Annotated in this window: 27 protein-coding genes and 3 pseudogenes; 5 read left to right on the top strand and 25 right to left on the bottom strand. The window is 40.6% G+C overall.

The window, feature by feature from the left end:
- Window positions 1–117: 117 nt before the first annotated feature.
- The 8 genes from AAY47_RS01490 to AAY47_RS19860 all read right to left on the bottom strand — a co-directional run bounded on the left by AAY47_RS01490 (window position 118) and on the right by AAY47_RS19860 (window position 4979).
- Window positions 118–468 (bottom strand): hypothetical protein, encoded by a 351-nt coding sequence (locus tag AAY47_RS01490; protein WP_235428264.1) that lies wholly within the window; start codon window positions 466–468, stop codon window positions 118–120.
- 601 nt (window positions 469–1069) lie between these two features.
- Entirely contained in the window at window positions 1070–1420 is a 351-nt protein-coding gene (locus AAY47_RS01485; RefSeq protein ID WP_047766476.1) for a type II toxin-antitoxin system PemK/MazF family toxin, read from the bottom strand.
- On the bottom strand, window positions 1420–1665 hold the full coding sequence (locus AAY47_RS01480) for an AbrB/MazE/SpoVT family DNA-binding domain-containing protein (protein ID WP_047766475.1): 246 nt from the start codon (window positions 1663–1665) through the stop codon (window positions 1420–1422). The genes AAY47_RS01485 and AAY47_RS01480 overlap by 1 nt, the downstream gene beginning before the upstream one ends.
- Before the next feature lie 650 nt (window positions 1666–2315).
- The gene (locus tag AAY47_RS01475) at window positions 2316–2597 is read right to left on the bottom strand and encodes a type II toxin-antitoxin system RelE family toxin (RefSeq protein WP_047766474.1); all 282 of its coding nucleotides are present in this window, start codon (window positions 2595–2597) and stop codon (window positions 2316–2318) included.
- Complete coding sequence (locus AAY47_RS01470) at window positions 2587–2838, bottom strand: type II toxin-antitoxin system Phd/YefM family antitoxin (protein ID WP_047766473.1); 252 nt, start codon at window positions 2836–2838, stop codon at window positions 2587–2589. Before AAY47_RS01470 ends, AAY47_RS01475 begins: the two co-directional genes overlap by 11 nt.
- A 159-nt stretch (window positions 2839–2997) precedes the next feature.
- A complete protein-coding gene (locus AAY47_RS01465) occupies window positions 2998–3231 on the bottom strand; it encodes a hypothetical protein (protein ID WP_047766472.1) in 234 nt (77 codons plus the stop codon).
- A 131-nt stretch (window positions 3232–3362) separates the two neighbouring features.
- On the bottom strand, window positions 3363–3971 hold the full coding sequence (locus AAY47_RS01460) for a phage N-6-adenine-methyltransferase (RefSeq protein ID WP_047766471.1): 609 nt from the start codon (window positions 3969–3971) through the stop codon (window positions 3363–3365).
- 168 nt (window positions 3972–4139) lie between these two features.
- Window positions 4140–4979: a hypothetical protein gene (locus AAY47_RS19860; RefSeq protein ID WP_053014185.1), complete on the bottom strand. Its 840-nt coding sequence runs from the start codon at window positions 4977–4979 to the stop codon at window positions 4140–4142.
- Between the two features lie 339 nt (window positions 4980–5318).
- Between AAY47_RS19860 and AAY47_RS01450 the strand changes: the two genes are divergently transcribed.
- The gene (locus AAY47_RS01450) at window positions 5319–5555 is read left to right on the top strand and encodes a type II toxin-antitoxin system CcdA family antitoxin (protein WP_047766470.1); all 237 of its coding nucleotides are present in this window, start codon (window positions 5319–5321) and stop codon (window positions 5553–5555) included.
- Window positions 5556–5557: 2 nt separating this feature from the next.
- Complete coding sequence (locus AAY47_RS01445) at window positions 5558–5872, top strand: CcdB family protein (protein ID WP_047766469.1); 315 nt, start codon at window positions 5558–5560, stop codon at window positions 5870–5872.
- 100 nt (window positions 5873–5972) lie between these two features.
- Here the strand turns inward: AAY47_RS01445 and AAY47_RS01440 are convergent.
- A pseudogene (locus tag AAY47_RS01440) lies at window positions 5973–6389 on the bottom strand (transposase); the annotation flags it as partial.
- Window positions 6390–6609: 220 nt separating this feature from the next.
- Here AAY47_RS01440 and AAY47_RS20250 point away from each other — a divergent pair.
- Both AAY47_RS20250 and AAY47_RS01430 read left to right on the top strand, forming a co-directional pair.
- Window positions 6610–7956, top strand: a complete 1347-nt coding sequence (locus AAY47_RS20250; protein ID WP_072059717.1) for a colicin-like bacteriocin tRNase domain-containing protein — start codon at window positions 6610–6612, stop codon at window positions 7954–7956.
- 2 nt (window positions 7957–7958) lie between these two features.
- A complete protein-coding gene (locus AAY47_RS01430) occupies window positions 7959–8219 on the top strand; it encodes a bacteriocin immunity protein (protein WP_047766468.1) in 261 nt (86 codons plus the stop codon).
- Window positions 8220–8407: 188 nt separating this feature from the next.
- Here the strand turns inward: AAY47_RS01430 and AAY47_RS01425 are convergent, their stop codons facing one another.
- The 15 genes and pseudogenes from AAY47_RS01425 to AAY47_RS01360 form a co-directional block, all read right to left on the bottom strand.
- The gene (locus AAY47_RS01425; RefSeq protein WP_047766467.1) at window positions 8408–8980 is read right to left on the bottom strand and encodes a 3'-5' exonuclease; all 573 of its coding nucleotides are present in this window, start codon (window positions 8978–8980) and stop codon (window positions 8408–8410) included.
- Window positions 8977–9438 carry a hypothetical protein gene (locus tag AAY47_RS19855; protein WP_053014184.1) on the bottom strand — a complete coding sequence of 154 codons (462 nt, stop codon included), beginning with the start codon at window positions 9436–9438 and terminating at the stop codon, window positions 8977–8979. Before AAY47_RS19855 ends, AAY47_RS01425 begins: the two co-directional genes overlap by 4 nt.
- Before the next feature lie 60 nt (window positions 9439–9498).
- Window positions 9499–10155 carry an AAA family ATPase gene (locus tag AAY47_RS19850; RefSeq protein WP_053014183.1) on the bottom strand — a complete coding sequence of 219 codons (657 nt, stop codon included), beginning with the start codon at window positions 10153–10155 and terminating at the stop codon, window positions 9499–9501.
- A complete protein-coding gene (locus AAY47_RS01410) occupies window positions 10152–10643 on the bottom strand; it encodes a dihydrofolate reductase (RefSeq protein WP_047766466.1) in 492 nt (163 codons plus the stop codon). Before AAY47_RS01410 ends, AAY47_RS19850 begins: the two co-directional genes overlap by 4 nt.
- Window positions 10640–11077, bottom strand: a complete 438-nt coding sequence (locus AAY47_RS01405; protein ID WP_047766465.1) for a hypothetical protein — start codon at window positions 11075–11077, stop codon at window positions 10640–10642. The genes AAY47_RS01410 and AAY47_RS01405 overlap by 4 nt, the downstream gene beginning before the upstream one ends.
- A 12-nt stretch (window positions 11078–11089) precedes the next feature.
- Complete coding sequence (locus tag AAY47_RS01400) at window positions 11090–12220, bottom strand: thymidylate synthase (protein WP_047766464.1); 1131 nt, start codon at window positions 12218–12220, stop codon at window positions 11090–11092.
- A 204-nt stretch (window positions 12221–12424) separates the two neighbouring features.
- A complete protein-coding gene (locus AAY47_RS01395; protein WP_053014182.1) occupies window positions 12425–13234 on the bottom strand; it encodes a nucleoside triphosphate pyrophosphohydrolase family protein in 810 nt (269 codons plus the stop codon).
- A 99-nt stretch (window positions 13235–13333) separates the two neighbouring features.
- On the bottom strand, window positions 13334–14455 hold the full coding sequence (gene nrdB, locus AAY47_RS01390; RefSeq protein ID WP_047766463.1) for a class Ia ribonucleoside-diphosphate reductase subunit beta: 1122 nt from the start codon (window positions 14453–14455) through the stop codon (window positions 13334–13336).
- Between the two features lie 109 nt (window positions 14456–14564).
- The gene (nrdA, locus tag AAY47_RS01385; protein ID WP_047766462.1) at window positions 14565–16853 is read right to left on the bottom strand and encodes a class 1a ribonucleoside-diphosphate reductase subunit alpha; all 2289 of its coding nucleotides are present in this window, start codon (window positions 16851–16853) and stop codon (window positions 14565–14567) included.
- Between the two features lie 119 nt (window positions 16854–16972).
- A complete protein-coding gene (locus tag AAY47_RS01380) occupies window positions 16973–17545 on the bottom strand; it encodes a hypothetical protein (protein ID WP_047766461.1) in 573 nt (190 codons plus the stop codon).
- Between the two features lie 21 nt (window positions 17546–17566).
- Complete coding sequence (locus tag AAY47_RS01375) at window positions 17567–18439, bottom strand: hypothetical protein (protein WP_047766460.1); 873 nt, start codon at window positions 18437–18439, stop codon at window positions 17567–17569.
- Window positions 18429–18935: pseudogene (locus AAY47_RS23240) on the bottom strand (exonuclease); the annotation flags it as partial. The pseudogene AAY47_RS23240 and the gene AAY47_RS01375, both read right to left, overlap by 11 nt.
- Window positions 18936–19589: 654 nt before the next feature.
- Window positions 19590–20348: pseudogene (locus tag AAY47_RS23235) on the bottom strand (AAA family ATPase); the annotation flags it as partial.
- On the bottom strand, window positions 20348–21433 hold the full coding sequence (locus tag AAY47_RS01365) for a metallophosphoesterase family protein (RefSeq protein WP_047766458.1): 1086 nt from the start codon (window positions 21431–21433) through the stop codon (window positions 20348–20350). The pseudogene AAY47_RS23235 and the gene AAY47_RS01365, both read right to left, overlap by 1 nt.
- A 119-nt stretch (window positions 21434–21552) precedes the next feature.
- Window positions 21553–22179, bottom strand: a complete 627-nt coding sequence (locus AAY47_RS01360; protein ID WP_053014181.1) for a hypothetical protein — start codon at window positions 22177–22179, stop codon at window positions 21553–21555.
- A gap of 607 nt (window positions 22180–22786) precedes the next feature.
- On the opposite strand from AAY47_RS01360, the gene AAY47_RS01355 reads away from it, so the two are divergent.
- Window positions 22787–23344 carry a hypothetical protein gene (locus AAY47_RS01355; RefSeq protein WP_047766457.1) on the top strand — a complete coding sequence of 186 codons (558 nt, stop codon included), beginning with the start codon at window positions 22787–22789 and terminating at the stop codon, window positions 23342–23344.
- Between the two features lie 223 nt (window positions 23345–23567).
- Here AAY47_RS01355 and AAY47_RS01350 read toward each other — a convergent pair.
- Window positions 23568–23942: transposase (locus AAY47_RS01350; protein WP_047766456.1), on the bottom strand; the 375-nt coding region annotated here is incomplete at its 5' end.

Below are 23942 nucleotides of genomic sequence, written 5' to 3'. Positions count from 1 at the left end.
ATCAAGTATTCCCTCCATCCTTTGACCTTACTTCCTATCGATGATAAACACGTTTACTGTCACACCTGTGGTTTCGTAAACGTATCACCATTAGTCACTCTGGTTCTTCTTAGAGACTTACTCCCAAGAAAATGTAGCCTTTCTTGGATTAAATGTCAGCCTAGCTTTCTTCCAATTTTCTTTTGTCAGAACCATCTCTATACATTGAGTAGGATAAAGGTCATCTGCTGGGGAAAATGTTTCATATGCGGAATCTGCATTAAGTTTAAACTGATGCGTGATTTTCATTTCCGTTTTACCATCAGGGCGTTGTAGTCTCTCGCACTCGATGAACGCTTCATCAAAATCATCAGGTAATCCTTCAAGCATACAGCCTTGTGCCCATGAAAGGAGTTGGTCAGGGGTGTATTGCTCCGCTTCTTCGTCTGAGGTTCTAGGTTTGTTTAAGACACGATCTAAAGTATTCATGAGTGATGACAACATTATTGTGGATATCTCTGATAAAGAATTTAGTGAGCGTGTTATAAAATAACTGCCACAATCAAGCAACCGAATTTTTGGATACGGCTATTCCACCATGAGCATTATGTAAAATCAGTCTTTGTTCCCGAAGAATATGTGCAGTGATGGGATATCTGAATTCAAAACAGAAACGGTTGTATTTATTGTTTACCTCTCGATGAAAATAATAAAATTTTCTTAATGAGACTATTTTTATGCATATGGAAATTTATAAAATAAATTATTTAGAATATTTGGTTATCAGGAAACTGAGTCAGTAGTAACTTTAGGTTTATTTATTCACCCATACATGGACGCAAGAGGGGGATTAGTATTATTGAGGAATGATTTATGTGGAAAATTACGTAATGACTGGCACCTTGTCACTTGAGCGGTGGAGAGGGAATCAGAAAACCTGATCCCACTACCCCGATTTTTACTCATCCTGAGTAATACAGCTGCCGCTGAGCGCATCATTCCATGACGATGGCAATATAACAGCACAAATACATTAAATTCAATATGTATTTAATTACCTATCGTTATGGATATTATTTTTAGAACGATTTTATTCAAAGAATACATTAGCCCCTATTAACGGAATGATTCTAGCTAAAACTTCATCCATTACTTCGAGTTCAGCTTGGATAACGAATTTTGACTTTCTTTCTCTCCATGACAGCGTTTGGATCAGACTTGAGGCCACAACGCTCGGTTTATCCAAATTATCAACCGAAACTTCCGTTGCCCCACCTCTAATGCTTGTGCTGATAGGACAACATATCACAAGCCCTGTTTTTTTGCTGTATTCATGGCTCGAAAGAACAAGTGCAGGGCGATATTTACCGATTTCCTTACCCTTTGTTGGTTCAAAATCAAGCATAATAATATCGTTTCTGTTTGGGATATAAGGGAGCATTATTCACCTAACTCTGTACTGGAAACACTTGCAATCTCATCAGAATGAGCGGTATGCTCATTTAAACCGGAAAGCAAATAACTTTCTGAATAAACAGCTTTTCTTTTACGGGGGGACAAAACAATCTTCCCTTCATCTACAGTCAAGTCCATGACTTGACCAACTTTTACACCTATTTTGCTCAGAATATTTGCTGGAATTATAATGCCCTGACTATTACCCCATTTTTTGATTGCTACACTCATAGCAGCCTCCAAATAACTTAGTTGTTTAAACATAGTATAACTCACTTTATCAGTTTAGCACAAAGACTTTATCGGTCTATTTATAAGCTAACGCTCAAAATGTATGTATATACTTATTGATTGCATTAAAATATGTATTTATCATCATCCGCCATTGGTAGTCACCCAGCGACTGAATAAATACCGCCAGTTATTCAGTAAGTGGTGATGATGGTTAGGTGGTAGCGTTTCCTCCCCTGAAAACAAATAAATTGCGCTCAAGACCAATGAAAAAGGCGGAAACTTACGGGCGAATGACTTTTTGACCGAGGATAAAGCAGGTTTATGGTGGCAGCGAGTTAATAACTAACCATGCTAATAAGCCGGTGTCCTTGAGAGATCTATCTAACCTTGATGGATCAACCAAGACCATACACCACGATTTTTCGTAAAAGCTGCATGGATGCCGGGGACGACCTCTCCCAAATGAGGTTCTGCATATTTGACTCTCGTATTTTAAGACAGATTCTTCATGTTGGTATGGAAGGCTGAAAGCTGCTAAAGCCGTAAGCTCCCTAATCCTATGCCACCATAAGGTCATTAGACTTTTATTGCCGTTAGAAAATGAAACGCTACTTAGATTAGCGCTTCAGATTAGTTTTCAGACTCATTTATCGTTTGTCTGCTAATTTATAGATCTCATCATCGGCACGTTTTCCAACAGCAATAACAAGAAGTACTATTTTGTTATCATTTACCTCATAGACCAAACGATATCCTGACGATTTAAGTTTGATCTTATATCGGTTAGTCCTTCCACTCAATCGAGAAGCCGGAACATGAGGATTTTCCAAACGTTCAGCCAACTTCTTTTTAAGTTGCTCCCGTATTGTGTGACCCAAATTTCTCCACTCTTTAAGCGCTCGCTTCTCAAACTCAAGTTTATAGATCATCGAGGCTAACGCTCACAAATTCAGAATCTGCCAGCCGTTCATCTGCAATACGGTTTAATTCTGCATCTTCCGCTAATTCCAGATAATAAGCGTAAAGTTCAGGAGGAACACAATAGAATGCGGGTTCATTGCGATTCAGGATAGCAACTGCCCCACCTTCCCCTTCTTCAATGGTTCCCATTGGATTACGTTTTAAATCAGTAATGCTGGCCGCTATCGTCGTTAATATCTGGTATGCCATATTGAACCCCACAGTTAACTGCATTTTTAATGTCTTATAATAGCACTTTTAAAAGCATCAATAAAAGCATCGTTATCGGCGGAGTATACGACGGTTTGCACTAACCTATAGCGAGTTATTGTATTAATTGTATGAAATCTTAAACTTCAAACAGAACTTTTAGTTGTTTCTTATAAAGTTATCTATGTCTTCGATCATTTTACGCTGAAAAAACACCTCATTGACCAGCACACTAACCAATTGCCGCATATTGTCTTTGTTCTCACCAGTTTCAATACACCTAAAAGCCCATTCCGCCAGCTCAAAAGACTGACCTTTATCTTGAAGTCGTTCACGTACATGGGCAGTGAAATCAGTTTCAACGAAAGCAACTACATTAAAAGGTTCTGACATTATTTTATCTCCGCAGGTATCATCATTTACGCAGTTTTTCTAATGCCGTGCTCCTATAATATCTATATGTATTTCTTTAAGTGATTTTAATAAAAATCTATTAAATATATATGGGAGCAAGGCTACTAAAACTAAGCTGCGGCTTTCTCTTTTTTGGATATAGATTTAACTGTACGTTTTGCTCTGACAGGCGGAACATAACCACCGATTGTCTTCATGACTTCAATTTCAATTTCTCGGTTAATACAGCCAATACCACCGGAATAGCCACGAAAAACCACCAGCATACTGCCGCCAGTGTTCATGCGGCTTTCTTTTAATCCCAGCGTTACATCTGGCTCCAAAAACGCCACACGACCACCAACAATCATCACAATCTCATTGGCGAATTTTCTAGCTTTCAAATACCACTTGGTATCAATGGACTGAGGGATCAACATAACCGTAGTTACTCCCTGAATTTGCTCACGAATGGCGGCATCAATCCACGGTTCAATTTTGGAATATGGAGGATTTAGAAAGGCTTTCGTGCCTGACATTCCCCAACTACATTTCAGAGCATCCTTTTCAACGCCTATAAACTTCTCAAATAATGCATTCTCTTTGTTACAGGCAATATCCACGTCAAATTTCAGCGAGAGAATGATCTCGGTGGCAGTGACACACCATCGAGGTGTCCGCCATAAATCCTTTAGTGATTTATCTCTTTTCCGAGTCTTAACTGTTGTTGCTGTTCCCATGTGTATTCACATACCTATTAAAAATAATAATTTTATAACAAGTGATCTGATCTTCAAGTGTTGATTTGTTTGTCGGGAACACGTTTATAATCGATTGTGATACGTTTTTGACAGTTAGATAAGGAAACGTATTAAATAATCATAATACGTCCCCTCAGGAGATTCTGTTTACTGAGAGAATTGTTCTCTGAACATCCTTACCAGAGGGCTATCCGTTTTCAATGTCACATTCTTTCCAATACGGTCAGCAATACCCATAGCTGGCAATACAGCCATTAACTGACCTGCCTGAGTGCCAGCAGTTGTAGTTGGATAAGGTCGAGTCGGGTTGCTCATCATGTAAATACGGAAAATTTCAGATGATGCCGTATTGTTCTTGATTAAACATTCAATCCCTAACTGCGTATATACTGACAGTTCGTTACCACGTAATGCCCACTGAGCTAAGTTAAGTACTTTGTCTTTCGCCTTAACCGGACACTTATCAACCGCTTCTATCATGACCTCTTTTGTTACACCAAGTTTTTCGCAATCTTCAGTGGTTAAATCAGATAGCTGGAAACGGGGGCGCACGACTGTTTCACGTCTACGAATCGCCTTTTGGCGAGCAGGTTTGATTTTTATTTCTGGTTCGATAGGGTCAATTGAAGGTGTGTCTGTGACAATCTCATCAGACAGCGCAGCCAGAGTTGCCTCTAAATTATCTTCTTCTGCGTAGGAATTCAGATCAACTGGTTCAGAAATAGATCCTAGTAGTTTTGAAATTACCAAAGTTTCCATCTTACCGTTAACAACAGGTAAACCTTCAAGCCGGATAGCATCAGAGATGTCTTTCACATCTAGATTTTCCAACTCTGTACTCAATTTATCCAGCTCACTCAACCCGCCTACATCGTTTTTAAAAGTGACTGTTTCAGATTTAGAATCAACGCCTTCTGAGTCAAGAATTGCTAACATTTCATCTAAAGACAGATCGCTTGAAGTGTTTGCTTGTGTTTCAGTATTCATAGTCACTTTATTTTTTCCTTTAACATTTAACGTACTACTTTTTAAGTAATTATGACCAAATTGATTAGGCGATGAAGTTGAAATAATAGGCAAATGTAGTGACCGAGTAGTTATAACTGCTCGCATTTATCCACTTTTTCTGCTCTTGCTGATTGTCTCATAATGGATCTACCTAAATACATATCAGGTGAAACTCTAATCTACCGAGTCCTAAACACAGTTAAAACTACTAAGCTAATGAACAAATTGTACTATCACCGAAGCTCTGGTCTTTTTAGAACTATACTCCGTGTATATGCACGTGTAATATGCACGTATAATTAATGATGGAGATAAATCATGACAGCAAAACAACGCAATACACAGAGCGTAACAATGACTATTGAACGAGGTTTACTGAATCGGGCACGTGAAGCGGGAATTAACTTTAGTGCAACACTTTCTGCTGCTCTAGATACAGAATTACGTCATTATGAGGCAAGGAAATGGCAAGAAGAGAACACAGAAGCTTTGGAGGCATTAAACCGTTTCCATGATGAACATGGTTGTTTCAGTGATGAATACAGGACGTTTTAACTATGCAATTCACCGTTTATCGTAATACTGGAAGAACTGCCGTTTACCCACTGTTACTGGACGTAACGAGCGACATTATAGGGCAGTTAAACCGCAGAATTGTTATTCCACTATTGCCCATTGAAAAATATCCAGACAACCGTCGTCCAGATCGTATAATTCCCCTTGTCAGACTTATAGACGACAAAGAATATGCTGTAATGACTCATGAAATGGCAAGTATATCTGTTCGTGCCTTGGGTGCTGAATTTTGCGATGCTACGCAATACCGTAACCGGGTTAAGGCTGCAATAGATTTCATCTTTGATGGTATTTAAAAAGGTAGATTGGCTATGAAGCACCTGACTTATAAAGGTTATATCGGAACGATTGAATTTGATGTCGAAGATAATTATCTTTTCGGAAAACTAGCGTATATCCGCGCTTTGCTATCCCCGCAAAGACTTTATGTCGAGGGATGCGAATGTTATGGCAGACACTCAAACTGGTGGAATCAATAAAAGCAATGCCTGTGGGTTTCCCTTTTAATTGAGTCAGATAGCTGCATAGTGGCACCAGAACGGAAGAAGCCACACTGACAAAGCGAGGATAGCTGAGCAAGGTTGGAAAATCCTTATGGTGATATTTCCAAATATGCTCTAGATAAAAATGTTTAAAATCACGGTAATGCGACATATGAAAAAGGATCAAAAGGGTCATGATTTCACTGGGGTACATATGACCTTGTCGGCGGCGTAAACGATGCCCGCTATCGAGACAAAATTGTTCCCATTGAGGGATGAAAAAACGGCAAAAATCATCGACATCACAGAAAACTTCAACTAACTTGTCCATAGCCTGTTCCACCTCGGAGCGGTTTTTGGTGTGCACCAAAACTTTGCTCCCGGAACAGGCTTCTCGTCAATTTCTTATCCAGAATTCGGGTTAATTAAAAAAATAAAGATATTTTACCGGAAGGATTTTGACATTCTGTGCGGTGCGGTTTATAGTTCACTTATGCTGTTAATATATACAGTATATTTAAACGGACTTTTAAATAAAAAAAGGAGTTTTTATGTCAGATAAACAAGACCTTTCAGACGGCACTACCCATCTTAAGATTACTGTGCACAGTGACTCCCGGGATAATGACGAATGGCCGTCTATTGATAATTTTAACGTGTTCCTTTATCCCAGCTACAACCGCCCATCCATTCTGAAAGAATATCTGAATGAGGCACGCAAGGAGCCGGAGCGGATGGTATATCTCAGCAGTGCCGCAGCAGCTGTCGGCCGGAGTGCATTAATATTCCCGGTTAACGGCACCTTGGCCGCAACCATTGCATCATGGATTCAGTCTTTCGATTTCAGTCCACTTCTGGCAGGGTTAAGAGAGGCATTACCACTGGCAGGGCGGATAACCGGTCTTGCCACATTATTGTGGCCGACTAAAATGGGGAACGCCGAGTTATATCAGGGCACCAGCCTTATTGATTTAAACCGGGCAAGATTTATCAATCTGAGTCAGGCAGATATGGTTGTCACGCTGCCGTCTGAACTGGTCACCACGGTAAAACCGGAAGATATCAGAGGGAAAAAAAACGTTCCCGCAATGGTTGTGGCGCAGGGTGTTGTCGATGCTGTTAAGCAGGAACATACAGTTGCACTCACACTGGCTGGAAATGCGAATATTCCTGTCATCACGGCACAAAAAACGAAAAAACCGAATGTGTATACCGCAAAGGTTGTTCCTGGTATGAAACCGCTGCGGATAAAAATGGTGTCACCATCCGGTAAGCCGGTTACTCCCTCAGAAAGTGTGAAATTTCCGGCCGCAGAGCATTATCTTCCTCAGCCGGACAGCGGAAAAACCCACCATGCGTTTATTGATTTCGGAGATGACCATCTGCCGGTTTATATTTCGGTGACGCGGAAGGAATGGTGGATAAAGCCTTATGTTGAGGCTAAAAAGGCGGAAGAAGAAAAAAAAGCCGCTGAGGATAAGGTCAAGACAAAACGGGATGAGAAGCGTAAGCAGCCGGGTACCGCCACAGGGAAAGGTCAGAAAGTCGGTGACAAATGGCTTCATGATGCGGGTAAAGGATCCGGTGTGCCTATTCCTGACCGGATTGCGGATAAACTGCGGGGTAAGAAGTTTAATAACTTTGATGACTTCCGGAAGCAGTTCTGGGAAGAGGTATCGAAAGATCCTGAGTTAGCTAAGCAGTTTAGTAAAAGTAATCAAAAGTTAATAGAGAAAGGCTATGCGCCTTACCCTATTCCAGAAGAACAAGTCGGTGGACGAGAAACATTTGAACTTCATCACGTTAAGCCAATCAGTGAAGGTGGTGGTGTTTATGATATTGATAATATTCGCGTTACAACGCCTAAGCGCCATATTGATATTCACAGAGGAAAATAAACATGGAACAGAAAAACAGTATCAGTGATTACACCGAAGCTGAGTTTTTAAAGTTGTTACAGGTGATTTGTAATGTAGAGGCTTCCAGTGAGGAAGAACACAAATCATGGGTTAGACATTTCGTTAAATTATCGGAGCATCCTCGTGGGAATGGCCTGATCTATCATCCTAATGATGGTGAGGATGACTCTCCGGCAGGCATTTTGAAAACAGTTAAAGAATGGCGAGCCAAAAATGGTAAGCCCGGCTTTAAAAAGGGTTAATAAAATTACGTTAACGGATTAACAAAGTAGTCGAATACCCGTTACTCACGGATGAGAAGCGGGTATTCATTCACAACAACACAGGGAGTGTGTGAGATGAAAAAAACAAAACGGGAGCCTGTACATAGATTTGTTAAAAACGCCCTCCAAATAGTCAAGCCTTGAACTGGAGCCAAGAGAGGCTGGCTTTAACTAAATTTTATACAATTTTCATCTGGTAATCGAAATAACCCGTATTTCAACCGAGCAATGAAAAAACAATCCATCATAAGCTGAGTATCATACAAAGCACCATGTGCCTTTTCTTCGTCGTATTCAAAGCCAAGCGCAAAAGCTAATTCACGTAAGGTCGGGCGTTTACCATCCTGTGTAGCCCATAGGCCGTGAAGCATAGTATCCATCCAGATGAGATCTTGTCTCAGTGTCACACCGTTCAGTCTCATTTCATGGTCAATAAACGGTTTATCAAACCCTAATCCGTTATGTGCCACAATCACTGTGGCATTATTCAATATTGCGGCAATAGAGTGGCATTTGCTCTCAAACAGCGGTTCTGCAACCAAGTCAGACAACCTAACACCCGTAATTTCCTGTGCTTTGGCTGATATTTCCCTCCGTGGATTAAAACGCATAGCAAGATCTTTAATAACTGCGCCTGTAGCCAAATCACGAGCACATAATGCAATTTCAAAGATACGATGCCCGTCAGCGTATTCTAACCCCGTAGTTTCAAGATCAAGCCCAACGGCTATTTTTGTCATAGTCGGATCGCCCCATTTTTACTAAACGTCATAGCCTTAGAAATAGCTGCTTTCAATGCGTCCGGTTCATTCTCAAATGATTCTGATTTCTCCGCTTTTTGGCCTGAACCAGTGACTATCATAGAAGTTAATGTGTGGCAGAACATATCCAGTTTCAAAATCACTACTGTCCCCTTGTGCGCGAATACCATAGGGAACTTATCTTGCTTATTGGATTTCTGCATTTCGGTGAAAACAACATTCAGTGTTTCTCCGACTTCACGGCTAACCAGACCTTGCACAGAATCGAATACGGCAGATACTCCAACAAATGCCTCACGCCTTGTAATCATGTTCTTCTCAAATCGACCTACAATATTTTCAATAGCCACTAGTGCCTTGCGATCTATCTCTTCTCGCAAATCAATCAACTCATCTTCTGATCGTGTTGCTTCGTCATTGTTAATAGCTTCTGACATGCTTTAAATCTCCGTTGTGTGGTCAGCTAATTTTCAACTAACCACACAGGCATAAAAGGATTAATGAACGGTACTGGTTTCGTAATTAAATGAGTCGATATAGCGGTTGTACACCCCAATCAACGAACTGACACGACGTTGAAGTTCAGTCATATCACGAGGGATCATGCGAAACTCAACATTTTTTGTGTTTGTAAAATTAGAAAATCGACCAATTTCACCCTCTATGAGACTTTCCAGTTTCATTCGATAACCCAAATGCATTGAAGCTCTATCTTTGCGCTTCATATTTTCTTCATCGACCTTAAAGCCGCCATGCACCAAAATAACGTGGGAGAAATGACGAGCTACTGCCAACCGTGATTGGGTTAAGATATCGTTCAGAGAAAGCTCAACAGACTTACCGTCCTCTGAGGCTTCAACAATAGTTGGTGGTACATAAGCCAGCGTAAAGGCCATTACATCAACAGGCGTGCGATCTGTTATAAAGCTCTCATCGGGATAGCTGCTATACAATTCATGAGCAACTGTCTCCTGCATATTGAAATACTGTTTAAGCGTCATTTCAGAACGACAATCAAATCCGTTGCGTTTGAGAATACCGCGTACATTGGCATCAAAATAACGAATACCTGTCTGTTCTGAAAAGGTTTTAGCCAGAGTACTTTTTCCTGTACCCTGTGCTCCTGTTAAGCCAAGTCGAAATATAGGTTTCATGGTGTTTGCTTCCAATACATCACATGGTCAAAAGCAGGCTCATTTTCCAGTTCATCGTAGTAATTGAGGGTCAGACGGCGACCAAATGCGACTTTCAGCTCATCCATCGGAAAGAATGTATCGGCATCAATGGCATCGACTTCTATGTGGGAAATAAAAGCTCGGTCGGCAATATTAATAAACTGACGATAGATTTCAGCACCACCAATGATGTACACCGCATGAAATTCGGCTAATGCTTTCACCTCATTAGCGTCACGGATAATTGAAAATCCGGCTGGTACACGGTTAGGGTTACGTGACAGGACAAAATTAATGCGATCCTTTAATGGCTTCCCCAGACTTTCAGCCGTTTTTCTTCCCATTACCACAATTTCGCCAAGAGTTCTCTGCTTGAACAGTTTCAAATCACGCGGGCTGTGCCACGGTAAGGTGTTGTTAATACCTATTCCGTTGTTCTTCGCTACCGCAGCAATTAATGAGATCACATCGCACCCCTCGAAACTGTATAAACGGTAGGGCGATGTGGGTGGTTACGAAAATCGTGCTCATCCTGTCGTTCAGTACACAGGACAGCAATAATCTGACCACCGTTTTCATTTAAATGTTCTTTTACTGCTTTCATTTTAAAGCTACGACCGGATTGTTTTGGTGATGGTAAATACAGGTAGTCAAAGAATACACCGTACTCTTTAAGCCAACTTTCTGTTTGCTCCATATATTCGGCAGGGCGGTCGTCAACAATGAGAATGTCACAACCGGTACGCTGGAAGCCTTTAAGCATACGAATGGACGCGATAATTGCCTCATCACGCTCATGCCGTTCGTTATACTCAATAATGCTTCCCTCTTTCATCAGGTGAAAACGGTTAGTGTTGTCAGAAAGTACACCGTCAATGGTGCATATAACTAGGGGTTGCATGGTGAAATATCCTTATTTCGCTACAGGCACTTTGATCCACGGGTGAGATTTGTAACCGCAAATCTTGATCCCTTGCCAATTAAAATCATTCAGTTCTTTCCATGAGTCAGGGAAAACAACAATCGGGTTGTTATCCGACATGTCAGAGCGGCTTAGATAAGTGTTTACACCATCTTCGTGGTTGTTATACAGGTGAACATCAAACCCAAAGTGAGTGAAGTTACAGGCCATGTGATCGGTAATATGAGCGAGATAGTGGGTAATAATGCTATAACCCGCAATGTTAAAAGGCATACCAACGAAAGTATCAACACTACGTTGCACCATACCTGTATTCAGTACACGACGGGGGATATTGTGATGATCAAGCCATTCATGAGTAAGGCTCGATATGAAGTCATCATAATTTACACTATCTCTTTCCATTATTGGCTTAATCGCCAGAGCAAAGTTAGCGTATTTTGAGTCAATATCATGCTCAATGTGATTGACGCCAATGCGGAATGCCATTACCAGACGAGTAACCGGATCAGTTTCACGGCTCCATGCACCAAACGCAAAATGGCAAGGCGGAAGTTTCATATCTTCCAGCTCACCTACGTTCCATGCTGTCATGATATTACGTCGGTTTTCAGGATCATTACGCAGATTGTCAACGATGCGTTGTAACTGGTCGATTTGACGGGTTATAGCTAAGCGTCCATCTGTCAGAATTCCCTCAATGGCATACCCACGATCTTTAATTTGCTCATATTGTTCAGGCGTAACAACACGAGTATCACGCCATTTGCGCCACTGTTTCCCATAAACGGGGCCGAGATCACCATTTTCGTCAGCCCACTGATCCCAAATTGATACACCATTCTCATTGAGGAAGTGAATGTTGGTAAGCCCTTTGAAATACCATTCAAGTTCTACCAATAATGGCTTTTGGTTAACCGTTTTACCGGAGATCATTGGAATAATGCCACCGTCCAAGTGATAAAAACTTGGAATGAAGCAAAGCCCGATTGTGCCAATACCAGTTCTGTCTGCACTGGACGAAAGGCCAAATTGAGCTATATCTGAAACGATATCACGATATGATTCATCATTGAGAACCGGGAAGTTATTCTGGCTAGTTGATTTATTTGATTCTGTCATTTTAAATTATCACCGTACTCATTCACTTACTACATTTTATATAAGTTAGTTAAGTAGCAAATAAAAAAAAGCGCACTTGTTAAGCGCGCTCAAGGATAGTATTTACTATAAAAAGTCTGTCAATAGTGGTAATTTTATTACCGATAACAGTAAATAAGGCATAACAAATATTAATAGGTATCTATTTACTTATCAATGATTATTTTATAGAGAATTGCATTGCTCGATAAAAGGCATCAAATCAACTGGTGTATAACTCGGTGACTTCAATATCTTACCGTCTGAAATACGATAACCGATCACCCCATCACGAGAGAGACAGGTGCGGAATGCTAAATCTGCCGGATTGTATTTACAGTTAGCAACCTGACTTTTGCGAGTTTCTGTGTCAGCAGACCACAACTTAGACATGTTAGATTCATGAATAGCCTGAGTCAGCCCATACAGAGGTACACCACTTAAATGCAATACGTGCCGGAATACAACCAGACAATCTGAAATGTAATCTGGCAAACAAGAAATTCCCTCACATGCGGAAACTCCCTCACCAGCGTCTAAATAATCAGCGATATCAACAAGCAAACCAGCCGTAGTAATAGCTAAATTAAAGCCTGTCTCTAAATCTCTCACAAAGCACGATCCGGTTTCAGTTGCCATTATGTTGAAAACGGTTTTTGCACCTAATTGGGAATGGTCGAGTGATAAGGCATGGCTCATTGAATTTTTTATAACAACAAGAGTACCAACCAGCACATAAACAGTGTCACCTACAGCATCAAGAATTTCCTTAGCATTACCTTCATCAAGCGCAGTTAAGCCTTCTTCGGCTTCTTCACGAATCAAATTGGCACGTAAGTACAGCATTTCAGATGTTATTTCTGTTTCGTCTATCGGGTGACCAAAAACCTGATGAAACTCCTTCACCAACTCATAGAGTGGTTTAATGTGGTTGTTAATAGCAATTGCAGTTTTATCAGTGGGTTTTAGGCTAAGTGTCGGGTTATTGATCTTCATTAAGTTATTTTCAAATATAAGATATTTTTGTTAATTAGATATTGTTAATAACAATAAAGAGTGACAGAGGCAGTCACTCTTTTATGAGCGGTAGTTGGGTTAGATTTCAAAGCCAGCTAAAGCACCAGTACTTACTTGAGAGTCAATCTGACCTGTTAAATAGTCGGCCTTTTCAGCCTCTTGAGGGGCAACTTGTACATTGTCAGATAACAGCCAGCTATCCATCCACGGTAGCGGATCGCTTTTCACATCATCAAAGATAGGGGTAAAGTGAATACGTTTCATAGCTACATTTGAGCGGTGCTTTACGTATTTCTTCAACATATCAGCGTTCAGACCAATCATTGATCCGTCTTTAAACAGATATTCAGCCCAAGCCATTTCCTGCTCGGCAACAGACTTCATTGTATTAATAACAAACTGGCGATTACGTTCGGCTATACGCTTCCACATATCGCCCTCACGACCGGAATACATCAGTTTGATCATTTCCTGAGTGACGTGACAGTGAAGAGCTTCGTCACGGGCAATAAACTTCATAATTTTGGCATTAGCTTCCATCACACCGCGTTCGCCAAATGCAAACGTACAAGCGAAGCTCACATAAAAGCGGATAGCCTCAAGGGTATTTACAGCTACCAATGTTTTAAACACTTGTTCATGAATTGTCTCAACGCCGTATTTGCGTTCAAATTCCTCAATACCGAGATATTCACGAGCAACAAAGAGCTTAATAAGTTTGTCGTATTCCTCTGAAACAGATGCGGCACGAGTCAGAATCATTTCGTCTTCAACAATGCCATCAAAGATAGTGTCGGGATCATTAACCAGATTACGAATGATGTGAGTATAACTACGGCTATGAATGGTTTCAGAGAATGACCATGTTTCTATCCATGTTTCCAGCTCCGGCAATGAACAAATTGGCAGGAAAGCAATGTTTGGCGCACGACCCTGCACTGAATCCAACAGAGTTTGATATTTTAGGTTAGAGATAAAAATATGGCGTTCATGTTCCGACATAGCTTGGTAGTCAATACGATCCTTACTTACGTCCACTTCTTCTGGTCGCCAGAATAGACTTAATTGACGCTCAATTGCTTTTTCAAACAAGCGATGCTTTTGTTGATCGTAGCGAGCAACGTTTACGCTTAATCCGAAAAACATTGGCTCTTTAGTAGCATCATTCTTCTTTTGTCGGAATACGGAATAACCTGACATACTTTTTCCTTTAAATTTGGTGTTCTTATATTCTTAATCAATCAATTAGGTGTTCAAGACGAATAAAAAGGCGGGTTTTCACCCACCTTAAAGTAGCAATTAGAATCGGTTAGATTTTGCAAGAGTCGCCACAATCGTCACCGGCTGGAGCAACTGGGGTTTCGCGCTCATCTTCTTCGCCAGAACGGTCACGGGTGTTGTGGTAATACAGTGTTTTCACTCCCATTGAATAAGCCATCAGCAGATCACGTAATAACTCCTCCATCGGCACACGTCCGTTAGGATAAATTTCAGGGTCATAATTGGTGTTAGCAGAGATAGACTGGTCAACAAACTTCTGCATGATCGCAACTTTGGTCAGATAACCTTTGTTTCCGCCCATCTGCCACAGGTATTCATACTGATCTTTTAGCAGTTCATATCCCGGCACGACCATTTTCACTGCTCCTTCTTTGCTCATCTTCACAGAGACAGGGCCACGAGGCGGTTCAATACCGTTAGTGCTGTTTGTAATTTGGCTAGAAGTTTCACATGGCATCAAAGCAGATACAGTTGAGTTACGCAGGCCATAGGTTTTGATATCCTCGCGTAACGCTTCCCAATCCATTTTCAGAGGTTCAGTAACGCCACCTGTTATCTTGTCTAATTGCTTACGATAGTGGTCGATAGGAAGCTCGCCGTTCGCATAGCGAGTATCACCAAACATAGAGCATGCACCGAACTCTTTCGCCAGACGGTTAGATGCTTTTAACAAGTAATACTGGAAAACCTCAAAAGTGTCATGAACAAACTGATCCCCCGCAGAATCAGAATACTTAAATCCATTCTTCGCCAAGTAATAAGCAAAATTGGTCACCCCCACACCTAAGCTACGGCGACCTTTTGTAGAACATTCTGCCGCTTTCAATGGATAGTTTTGATAATCCAGTAACACATCAAGAGCCGCGACCAATAGATAGGAAAGATGTTCAAGTTCACTGAGGTTATCGATTCCACCTAAATTAAATGCAGACAGAGTACATAGAGAGATTTCTCCGTTAGGATCGTCCGCATATTCCAATGGTTTTGTAGGTAATGCTATTTCCATACAGAGATTGGATTGGTGAATCGGCGCAAAGGCAGGATTAAATGCACCATGCGTGTTCATGTGATCTACGTTAGCAATGTACACACGACCAGTAGAGGCACGTTCTTGCATCAAGGATGAGAAAAGCTCAACAGCTGGAACAGAAATCTTCTGAATATTTTCATCTGATTCTGCCGCTTCATACAAACGGGCAAATTCAGTTTGATCAGCAAAAAATGCTTCATAAAGACCGGGCACAACATTCGGGCTAATCAGTGAAATGTTTTTACCGTCAATCAGGCGCTTGTACATATAACCGTTGATCATTACGCCATAATCCATGTGACGAACACGGTTTTCTTCAACGCCTCTGTTGTTCTTTAACACTAACAAGCTTTGGGATTCTTTATGCCACAGTGGATAAAATGCCGTTGCTGCTCCACCTCGAACGCCCCCCTGAGAACAGGATTTCACCGCAGCTTGGAAATATTTAAGAAACGGAATTACCCCCGTGTGGTTCGCTTCACCACCACGAATTTCGCTACCAAGAGCACGAATAGCGCCGAAACCAAGACCGATACCGGCACGTTGAGAGATGTAACTAACGATAGCGGCTGCGGTTGCGTTAATTGACGGCAGGGAATCACCAGTCTCCATAACCACGCAAGAACTGAATTGACGGGTTGGAGTACGCAAACCTGCCATGATCGGAGTAGGTAAAGACAGTTTGAAAGTTGAAGTAGCATCATAGAAGTCTTTTACCATTTGCAGACGGGTATCTTTCTTCCAGTTTTGAAAAAAACACATAGCCGATAACATGTAGACATGCTGCGGAGCTTCATAAAGCTGACCAGTAACGCGATTCTGAACTAAATATTTTCCCCGTAGCTGAACAGTTGCGGCATAACCAAACAACTCATCACGATCAGGCTCAAGGTATTCACCAAGTTCTGTAATTTCTTTTTCAGTGTATTTTGTCAGTAAATCTTTATCGTATTTATTAATGGCAACGATTCGCTGAATGTGTTCAAACAGGTCAGGATATTCATAGCCACCAAAAGCTTCCTTGCGAATTAGGCCAATGTTAAGGCGAGCAGCTACTTTGCTGTAATTAGGGGAATCAACTGATATTAAGTCAGCAGCAGCTTTTACCATAAGGGAATGAATATCAGTAGTTTTAACTCCATTCTGTGCGCCTATATGCACTTTCATAGCAATAGCAGATGCACTTACACCATCAATACCTTGTGTACCATACATAGCAACACGATTGAATTTTTCAGTATCGAACGGTACTTGCGATCCGTCACGTTTAGTAACTACTAAGGTCATACATATTTCCATTAATTTGATAAATTTTAAAGATAATAGGTAAGTATTTACCTATTATCAACCACACAAAAACTATATATTGTGTGGTTGATTTTTAAGTAACCAATATATTGGGCTAGCTAGATAAGAGAGGATAGAACGGAGGCTACTTGGCGATACTGATCGGTTTGTATACCGGTATGAATTGCAGCAATGGCATCGGCTAAGTGCTCATTTTTATTAACCAACTTAACTTTGCCTTTTTCTTTACGAGTTAACCACGGGGCTTCTGGGTGTTTTTGGGTAGCCCATGCAATTATTTCTTCTTTAGTCGTGGTCTTTTTATCGGCAACAAACTTTTTGATTTCAATAGGTGTAACCTGAATTAGTGGCTTATCAATACAAGCCAGAACGCCAATACAAATACCGTATGATGTTTGTGCCCGACTTGACTGGCTGCCAACAGGTAACTCGCAGAATATTAATTGAGCCTGATCTATAATGGGTTTTGCCTTTTTCCAAATCTCCGATGCACGACGGAGATCGTCACTGTTCACCCGAACAGACTTTTTGGTATCGCCTGATTCTGTTTGCGTCAGCTCCATGCGTTCAATTTTCACAACCGTGTTATTTCCGATATCCAGCTCTCCAAAAACAATACCAAAATTGGATAGAGAAGGGTCGATACCGACTACTTTGATAATTTTATTCACTGTGTTACCTGTGTTTTTTAACTAAAAAGAGCCAAACTCAAACGCTCTGCCGTTAACAGCAATACTCACAATGGCGTCATCAATAATGCTTCTTTCCGATACCTTAGCTATTTCAATTTTTGTAGTTTCAGGTGCTTTTGTGACTGAATTAAATTTTTCGGAGTTAAGTTGTTCTGACAAGGAGTAGTTTCGTGACAAAGTAGCAATTGCGTTTAAATCCTGAGTGAGTTCAGAACAATCATGCTTTACCTCTACTTTAAAGATGAAGTCACCACACGTTACCCCGTAAATATTGTCTGTATGGTTTGTACAGCGTTTTTTGGAAACCGATAGCCCACTGGTATAACTGGACTCAAAAAAGTTTCTTTTAAGTGTTTCTGTGAGCTTTTCAATTGCAGCATGATAATGAGTTTCCATTTGTAGTGTTGCGTTTAAATCAAGGTGATTGATTTCCTCAATCAGAACACGTCGGTTTTCTTGAATATCTTTTCCGTCTCTGTCAGTCAGGATCGGCATGATGATATATTCGCTTTTTCCATCAAGTACCGTATGCACACGGTGGAAATGAAGCATTAGAAGCTCTTTCCCCTCTAACATTTTCATCGATAACCAACTATCAACTTTTTCAATAGCTGCGGATGACATAACTTTTTGCAATAACAGCTTGGATATACGCCATTTGTCAGGAGTAATAGCAAAACTGCCAGTGGCGTCTGATTTTTCAAACTCCATTCCAGCCTCTGCTACACATAAATTTTCATCAATTGAATGGGAGTAAGCGAAAACCGGAATCTCTTTCACGTTCATTAAGTTGTAGACTCGGCTTAGATTGATTGCATCAGCAACAGCTACCGCCGAAGCAATGGCAGATTCGATAGGTAACTTAGTTGACATAAGAACGACCACCTTTTGATTCAACAGTGATTGTTTCCCTGAACCATGACTTCATTTCCTTGTGGGAAATAATCATCACTGTGCCACGCTCACGAGCCTTAACTTCAAGAATTGCCATTAGACGTTCCAAACCTGCTACATCTAATGCATCATCAATTTCATCACCGATGAATAATTGGATGTTCTTAGTTGCGCGGTTAGCAACGAGATCTTGTAATGCCAGTGCGGTAGCAATACGGACTTTACGCTTTTCACCACCAGATAAACCGGCAAAAGACTTAGACGCCCCCTCTTTGGAAACTGCAATATTAAATTTATCTTTAATTTCGCCTTTTTTGGTAGTTTCCATCGTAGACCAGATTGCTTCGATAGAACCGTCAGACAGCGTATTAAGATATTCCGCAGTGCGGGAATTTAAGAAAGGTGTAACATTAGATAAAATATGGCTTCTGACACCGGAAGGAGAAAAGACTTTCCTCGCGTGTTCTAACAAGAAACATTCTCCATCTAAAATTACCTTGTTCTCTTTTAAATTCTTTAAATTATCTTTTAGGAGCAAGGCTTCTCTTTTGGTTTTTTCAATGAGTACGGTGAATGGGTTAGTTTCAGCTTCAATCTCTTTTAATTTCTCAGTTTCTGCCTTGTAATAAACTTCGGCGGCTTTCTCATTGGAAGCTGATTTTTCAATATAGGTTCGTTGCTTTTGAAGATGAGCAATGTTTTCCATTTGAACATCAATGTTCGGGCGGGAGGTTTTTAAGATTTCCAGCTTTTCCTCTGCTTTTGTGAGCTGGTCGGTGATTATGTTAATCACCGGTATAAGCTCAGCAGTAATGGTAGCCATATCTGTTCTAGCCTTATCAACATGACCTTTTTTGACAGTCGCCAAATCGCTTTCACAGTAAGGTTTACCACATTCAGAACATGGCACACCGACTTGAGCCACAACTTCCGTGGCATTGGTCATAGCACGTTTAGCCTGTGCTTTTAGACGATCTATTTCACTCTGTTTAATCGTCTGCATTGAACGAGTTTTAGCAATGGCAGACTCAAGTTCACTGACCTTGCGATCATGTTCTGTTACGCCAGAAATTTCAGTATGGATGGCGGTAATTTTTTCATCGATTGATTCGAGTGATGGGTTATCTCTATTGGACAACTGTAATTCGACCAGATTAATTTCAGCCAATTCAATGGATTTTTTTACCTCTGCAATACGTACCTTACGTTGCGATTCCCATTTGGCAGCAGAGTGTTCAGTTTCCTCGGAAGTTTCCAGGGCACTGATAAATGCACGGCCGGCAACAGTAATTTTCCCATCAACACCGTCACGTTCAGCAAGTTTTGCGTTATGCCGATCACGAGCTATTTCATACGAGTAGGTAAGACGATCAACCCCAGCAGCTTCTTCAACAATAGCTTTCAAATTCTTGTCGGTCATGCCCGGTAAATCAGGCATGTTTTCCTGACTGGCATAGATTGAAGCCAGAAATACCTCTTTGGAAGCGCCTATCAGTTTTTCGATAAACTCCTGAGTGAGCTTGTCAGTACCTTTTGTCAGATCACCATCTTCACAAGACACTATCAAGCGGTTCTTATTGGTAGTATGAGCACGGTGGTGCATTATGGAATAACGTTTGCTGTCTTCATTTTCAATTACGATAGAAACTCGGCAATTCTTTTCAAACCCTGTGCTTAACACATCATCAGCTTTCAGACCATTAGCTGTTTCACCGTAAAGCCCCCAACATAAGGCATTCATCAAAGTGGATTTGCCTGAGCCGTTACTGTTGGCTGATGTATCGTCTGTATTTTTACCTTGAATCAAGACCAAGCCACGGTCATTCAATTCAACTTCTGCTTCTGCAATACGCATGAAGTTTTCAACAGTCATTTTGATGAATTTCATTATGCTTTTCCCTCTGCTTGGGATAACACGTCCTCACATACCGCTGTCAGTTTTGCCACATCAATAGAGGTATCTGATTTCCCTATAAGCGCACAATAATTACCGACAGATTCTTTAAGGCTGTCGATCTTGGTTGTTCCCGCCGTAGCAGAACCAACACTTACCAGAGAGGCCTCTTTCGTAAAATTACGAGTAATACCACTTGCTCCTAGCAGCTTTGCCATTTCTTCTAACTTCTTGCCGTGTTCATCATCTTTGATGACAGCGCGAATTCGGACGTAATTGCCTTTCACCATTTCAGGAGTAAGTTCGTTATCTAATTCAAGGAAAATAGGGGCTTTAGTTGCATGTTGGCTATATGTTCCATCTTGATTAATCAGCATATAGCCAGCGGTAGTGCCGATATCTCCCCAGTTTTGATGGGTCAGTGCCCCAACCGAAATAACACCGGGAATAACTTCTTTGTGGTTGTGATAATGACCAGAAAGAACATAGCGAAAACCCAAACCGTTAAACTCTTCTGCCTCCATACCTACATCTGGCATACCGGGGATCGCTTTATTAATTGAAGTATGAATAATCAGATCATTTGGTACTGATATATTGATGGTTTTCGCCAGTTCTTTGACTGTGTTCAGTAGCGATTTATGGTCGCTATACCAGCTAATCATGTGAACCTTTACACCATCAATATCAAATGATTGTGGTGCCTTAGAACAGACAATATTAGCGCCTATTTTTGAAAATGAAGCTGAAGCATTTGCTGAGAATACAGAGTCGTTAGTTTCTAGATCGTGGTTACCAGCAAGGATATATACCGGCAAACCGAGTGTATTGATGATTTTGTTATACAGCTCTGATGTGAAATGAAGAACTGTAGGCGCAATGGAGCCACGAACGTGAAAAACATCACCTGCATGAAATAACGCTTTTGCATCGGCCTCTTTTGCTGCGACAGCTGCTTCCCAAGTAGCATCCAATTGAATTTTTAGGCGAGAGTTCATTCCATTGTGCGAAGTGGTCGCAAAGGCATCCCAAACATGGTAATGCGTGTCAGATATTAATCCGTATAGCGCTTTTTTCATTTAGCTTTACCTTTATGTAAGTATTCATATACATATTGAAATTAGGATAATAACAGAATAGAAAAGGCAAAGAAGAAAGAAAATAAGTTGCTATAGGTGTTACGCGCCTTTAGAGAGAATTACTGGTTGCGATGCCGTGATAGATTAATCACGTTCGATTGTATGGTTTCAGGTGGATCACCGAGTTTCCTATCTATCTCATCGATAAGTGAATGACTAATTTTTTCAATATAGATAGCGGTTAATTTGGAATCAGGTTTTAAAAAGTGGCCGTAGGACTTTTGAATAACAGTTTTCACTTCATCGATAGATTTGCCTCCCATAGCAAGATGGTTGAATTGAGCGTGTATCTCAAGCATTTTATCGATAGAACCTGAAACAACGCTACGTACCATTCCAAACCGGAGGATTTCACCTGTTTTAGAGTCAGTCAGCGCAATAACTTTTCCTTTTACTAATCGTTCTTGCCATGTAGTACCTGCCCTTAGCGTATTAAACATAGGGTGTTCTAAGCCAGTGTAGGGCGCATTAAATGAGATAGAGGGTACAAATCTAGCACAAGTACGTATGGTAGCCTCTGCATAGCTCTGAGTGAGTTTTAGCGAGCGTTGGAGAGGGCAGTTAGATATGATTGAGCAAATCCGACAAAGATGATCATTTCTAGATCGCAGAGACTCAGGTTCAATAGTATAGACACCTGTTTCTAAGCGTCTGATTCTTTTTTGTTTCTGTTTAAGATCGATCATTGATTTGCCTTATTTTTCTTTCTGTTTAAGCGCTATAATCGTATCTGAAAAAAATAAGGTTGTACCAAACAGTGCCTTATATTCTGAGTAAATTGGGTAATAGGTGGTCAACATTGGTTTTTTAGTAAATGTTATTCATAGATAATCTATTAGTATAAATCTTATAATTCCATTATAGAACAAATAGTTAATTTTAATTTTGGAATCAAAAAGTAAGTTATTCATATTTTCCACAGGATAGTTCCAATAATAAGACCCTGAGAGATCCATTTAAGATCATAAGAGATCCCCGTAGCTGGAATCCAGCGCCATGTAAGGCTTTAGAATGGATCTGTGACCACTATAAAGAGTAATTCAACCACTGTTGGCAGTACTTATGACTACTATAGAGAGATAATTGCCCGCTGTAGATAGTAATTACGACCACTATAGTGAGTAGGGAAAAATTCTATCCACAGAGCAATTACGATTTATTCAACGCAGTTGTTGAATGGGAAGACTCGGTAGAATATAGAAATATGGTCATTATATTAATAATTTTTGTTGTGGTACACTGATATAACCTATCAACAGATTGATTATTAATCATTTTATTTGGTGCATTAAAGTGCTTCACTTTTTTTTAAACTTGTCTACATGTATTCTGTCTGGGTATATTTTTTTTATATCTCTTCGTGCTTATCGTTCAGCTCCCCCACTGGAAGAAAAACCCCTAAAAGTTATTTTATATTCCATAGCTATTGTTTTATCAGGGTTTTTAGCCTTTACTACTTTTAAATGGTTGGTATTTGGTAATAATTACGTAAGTGAAACTAAAAGCTACCTTGAAGATGAATTGACTGGGCATGACGATAACCCGATTTTCTTATCAGCTATGAGGGCTGCAAGAAAAGCTACAGGATTTGAGTTAACTGATATTGACGTAGACCACGTATGGGGTGGTAAATACTATTTTCATGATAGAAAACTTCCATTTAATATTTATGAGGTTAACGTTAAATGGAAAAACAGGGCAGAAGATGTAGTCGAACGTGAGTGCTTTATGTTTTCTTACGCGAACGACGACGAAAACGGTTATTTGAGAAAAATGCGCTTTTTAGATGGTTGCTCTAAAGAAGAAAAGAACAAATGGGTTTCTAAGGTAAAAGATAGTTTAGAAGAATAACAAATCACTTATCGAATCTAGTGGGGCAGGCTATAGTCCCACTCCTAATGATGATCTTCCCAGCTAAGTAGCGTTTCACAATCTTACTCGCCATAAAACGCACTTCGGTAAATGCTATCATATGACCACTATAGCGAGTGCTATGACTACTATAAAGAGTAAATAAACCTTTATAGCATGTGACATGACCGCTATCGATAGTAATAATACGCGATGCTCGACTTTAACATCCTATAACGTTGGCTTGTTGAAGCCAGTCGCGCTGACTTTTACCTTGTTTAAAATTGGCAAAAATACCCAACGTGTGAGAAAGCAGTTTTCTGGCAATTCGATTACTCAAATGCCACAAATCCCGTGCCCAGCATTTCTCGATAGCAAATTGTCCGGCAAGTTGACCAATCACGGTTTCAATTAAACGGCGTTTGGCATTGATCATGCTTCTCGTTTCCTTGGGAAGAGGATCATCCATATTGGCACGCATCGGCGTAATCATCTCAATGCCCTGCTTCTTCATTTCCTGTTTAAATTCAATACCTAAATAGCCTTTATCACCGAGTAGATACCCTTTTATCGGGGCGGCTAAATCCCAGGCAGCTTC

It is taken from the genome of Xenorhabdus griffiniae (assembly GCF_001028135.1).
GTDB classification, from domain to species: Bacteria; Pseudomonadota; Gammaproteobacteria; order Enterobacterales; family Enterobacteriaceae; genus Xenorhabdus; species Xenorhabdus bakwenae.
This window is presented reverse-complemented; position numbering and strand designations above follow the sequence as displayed.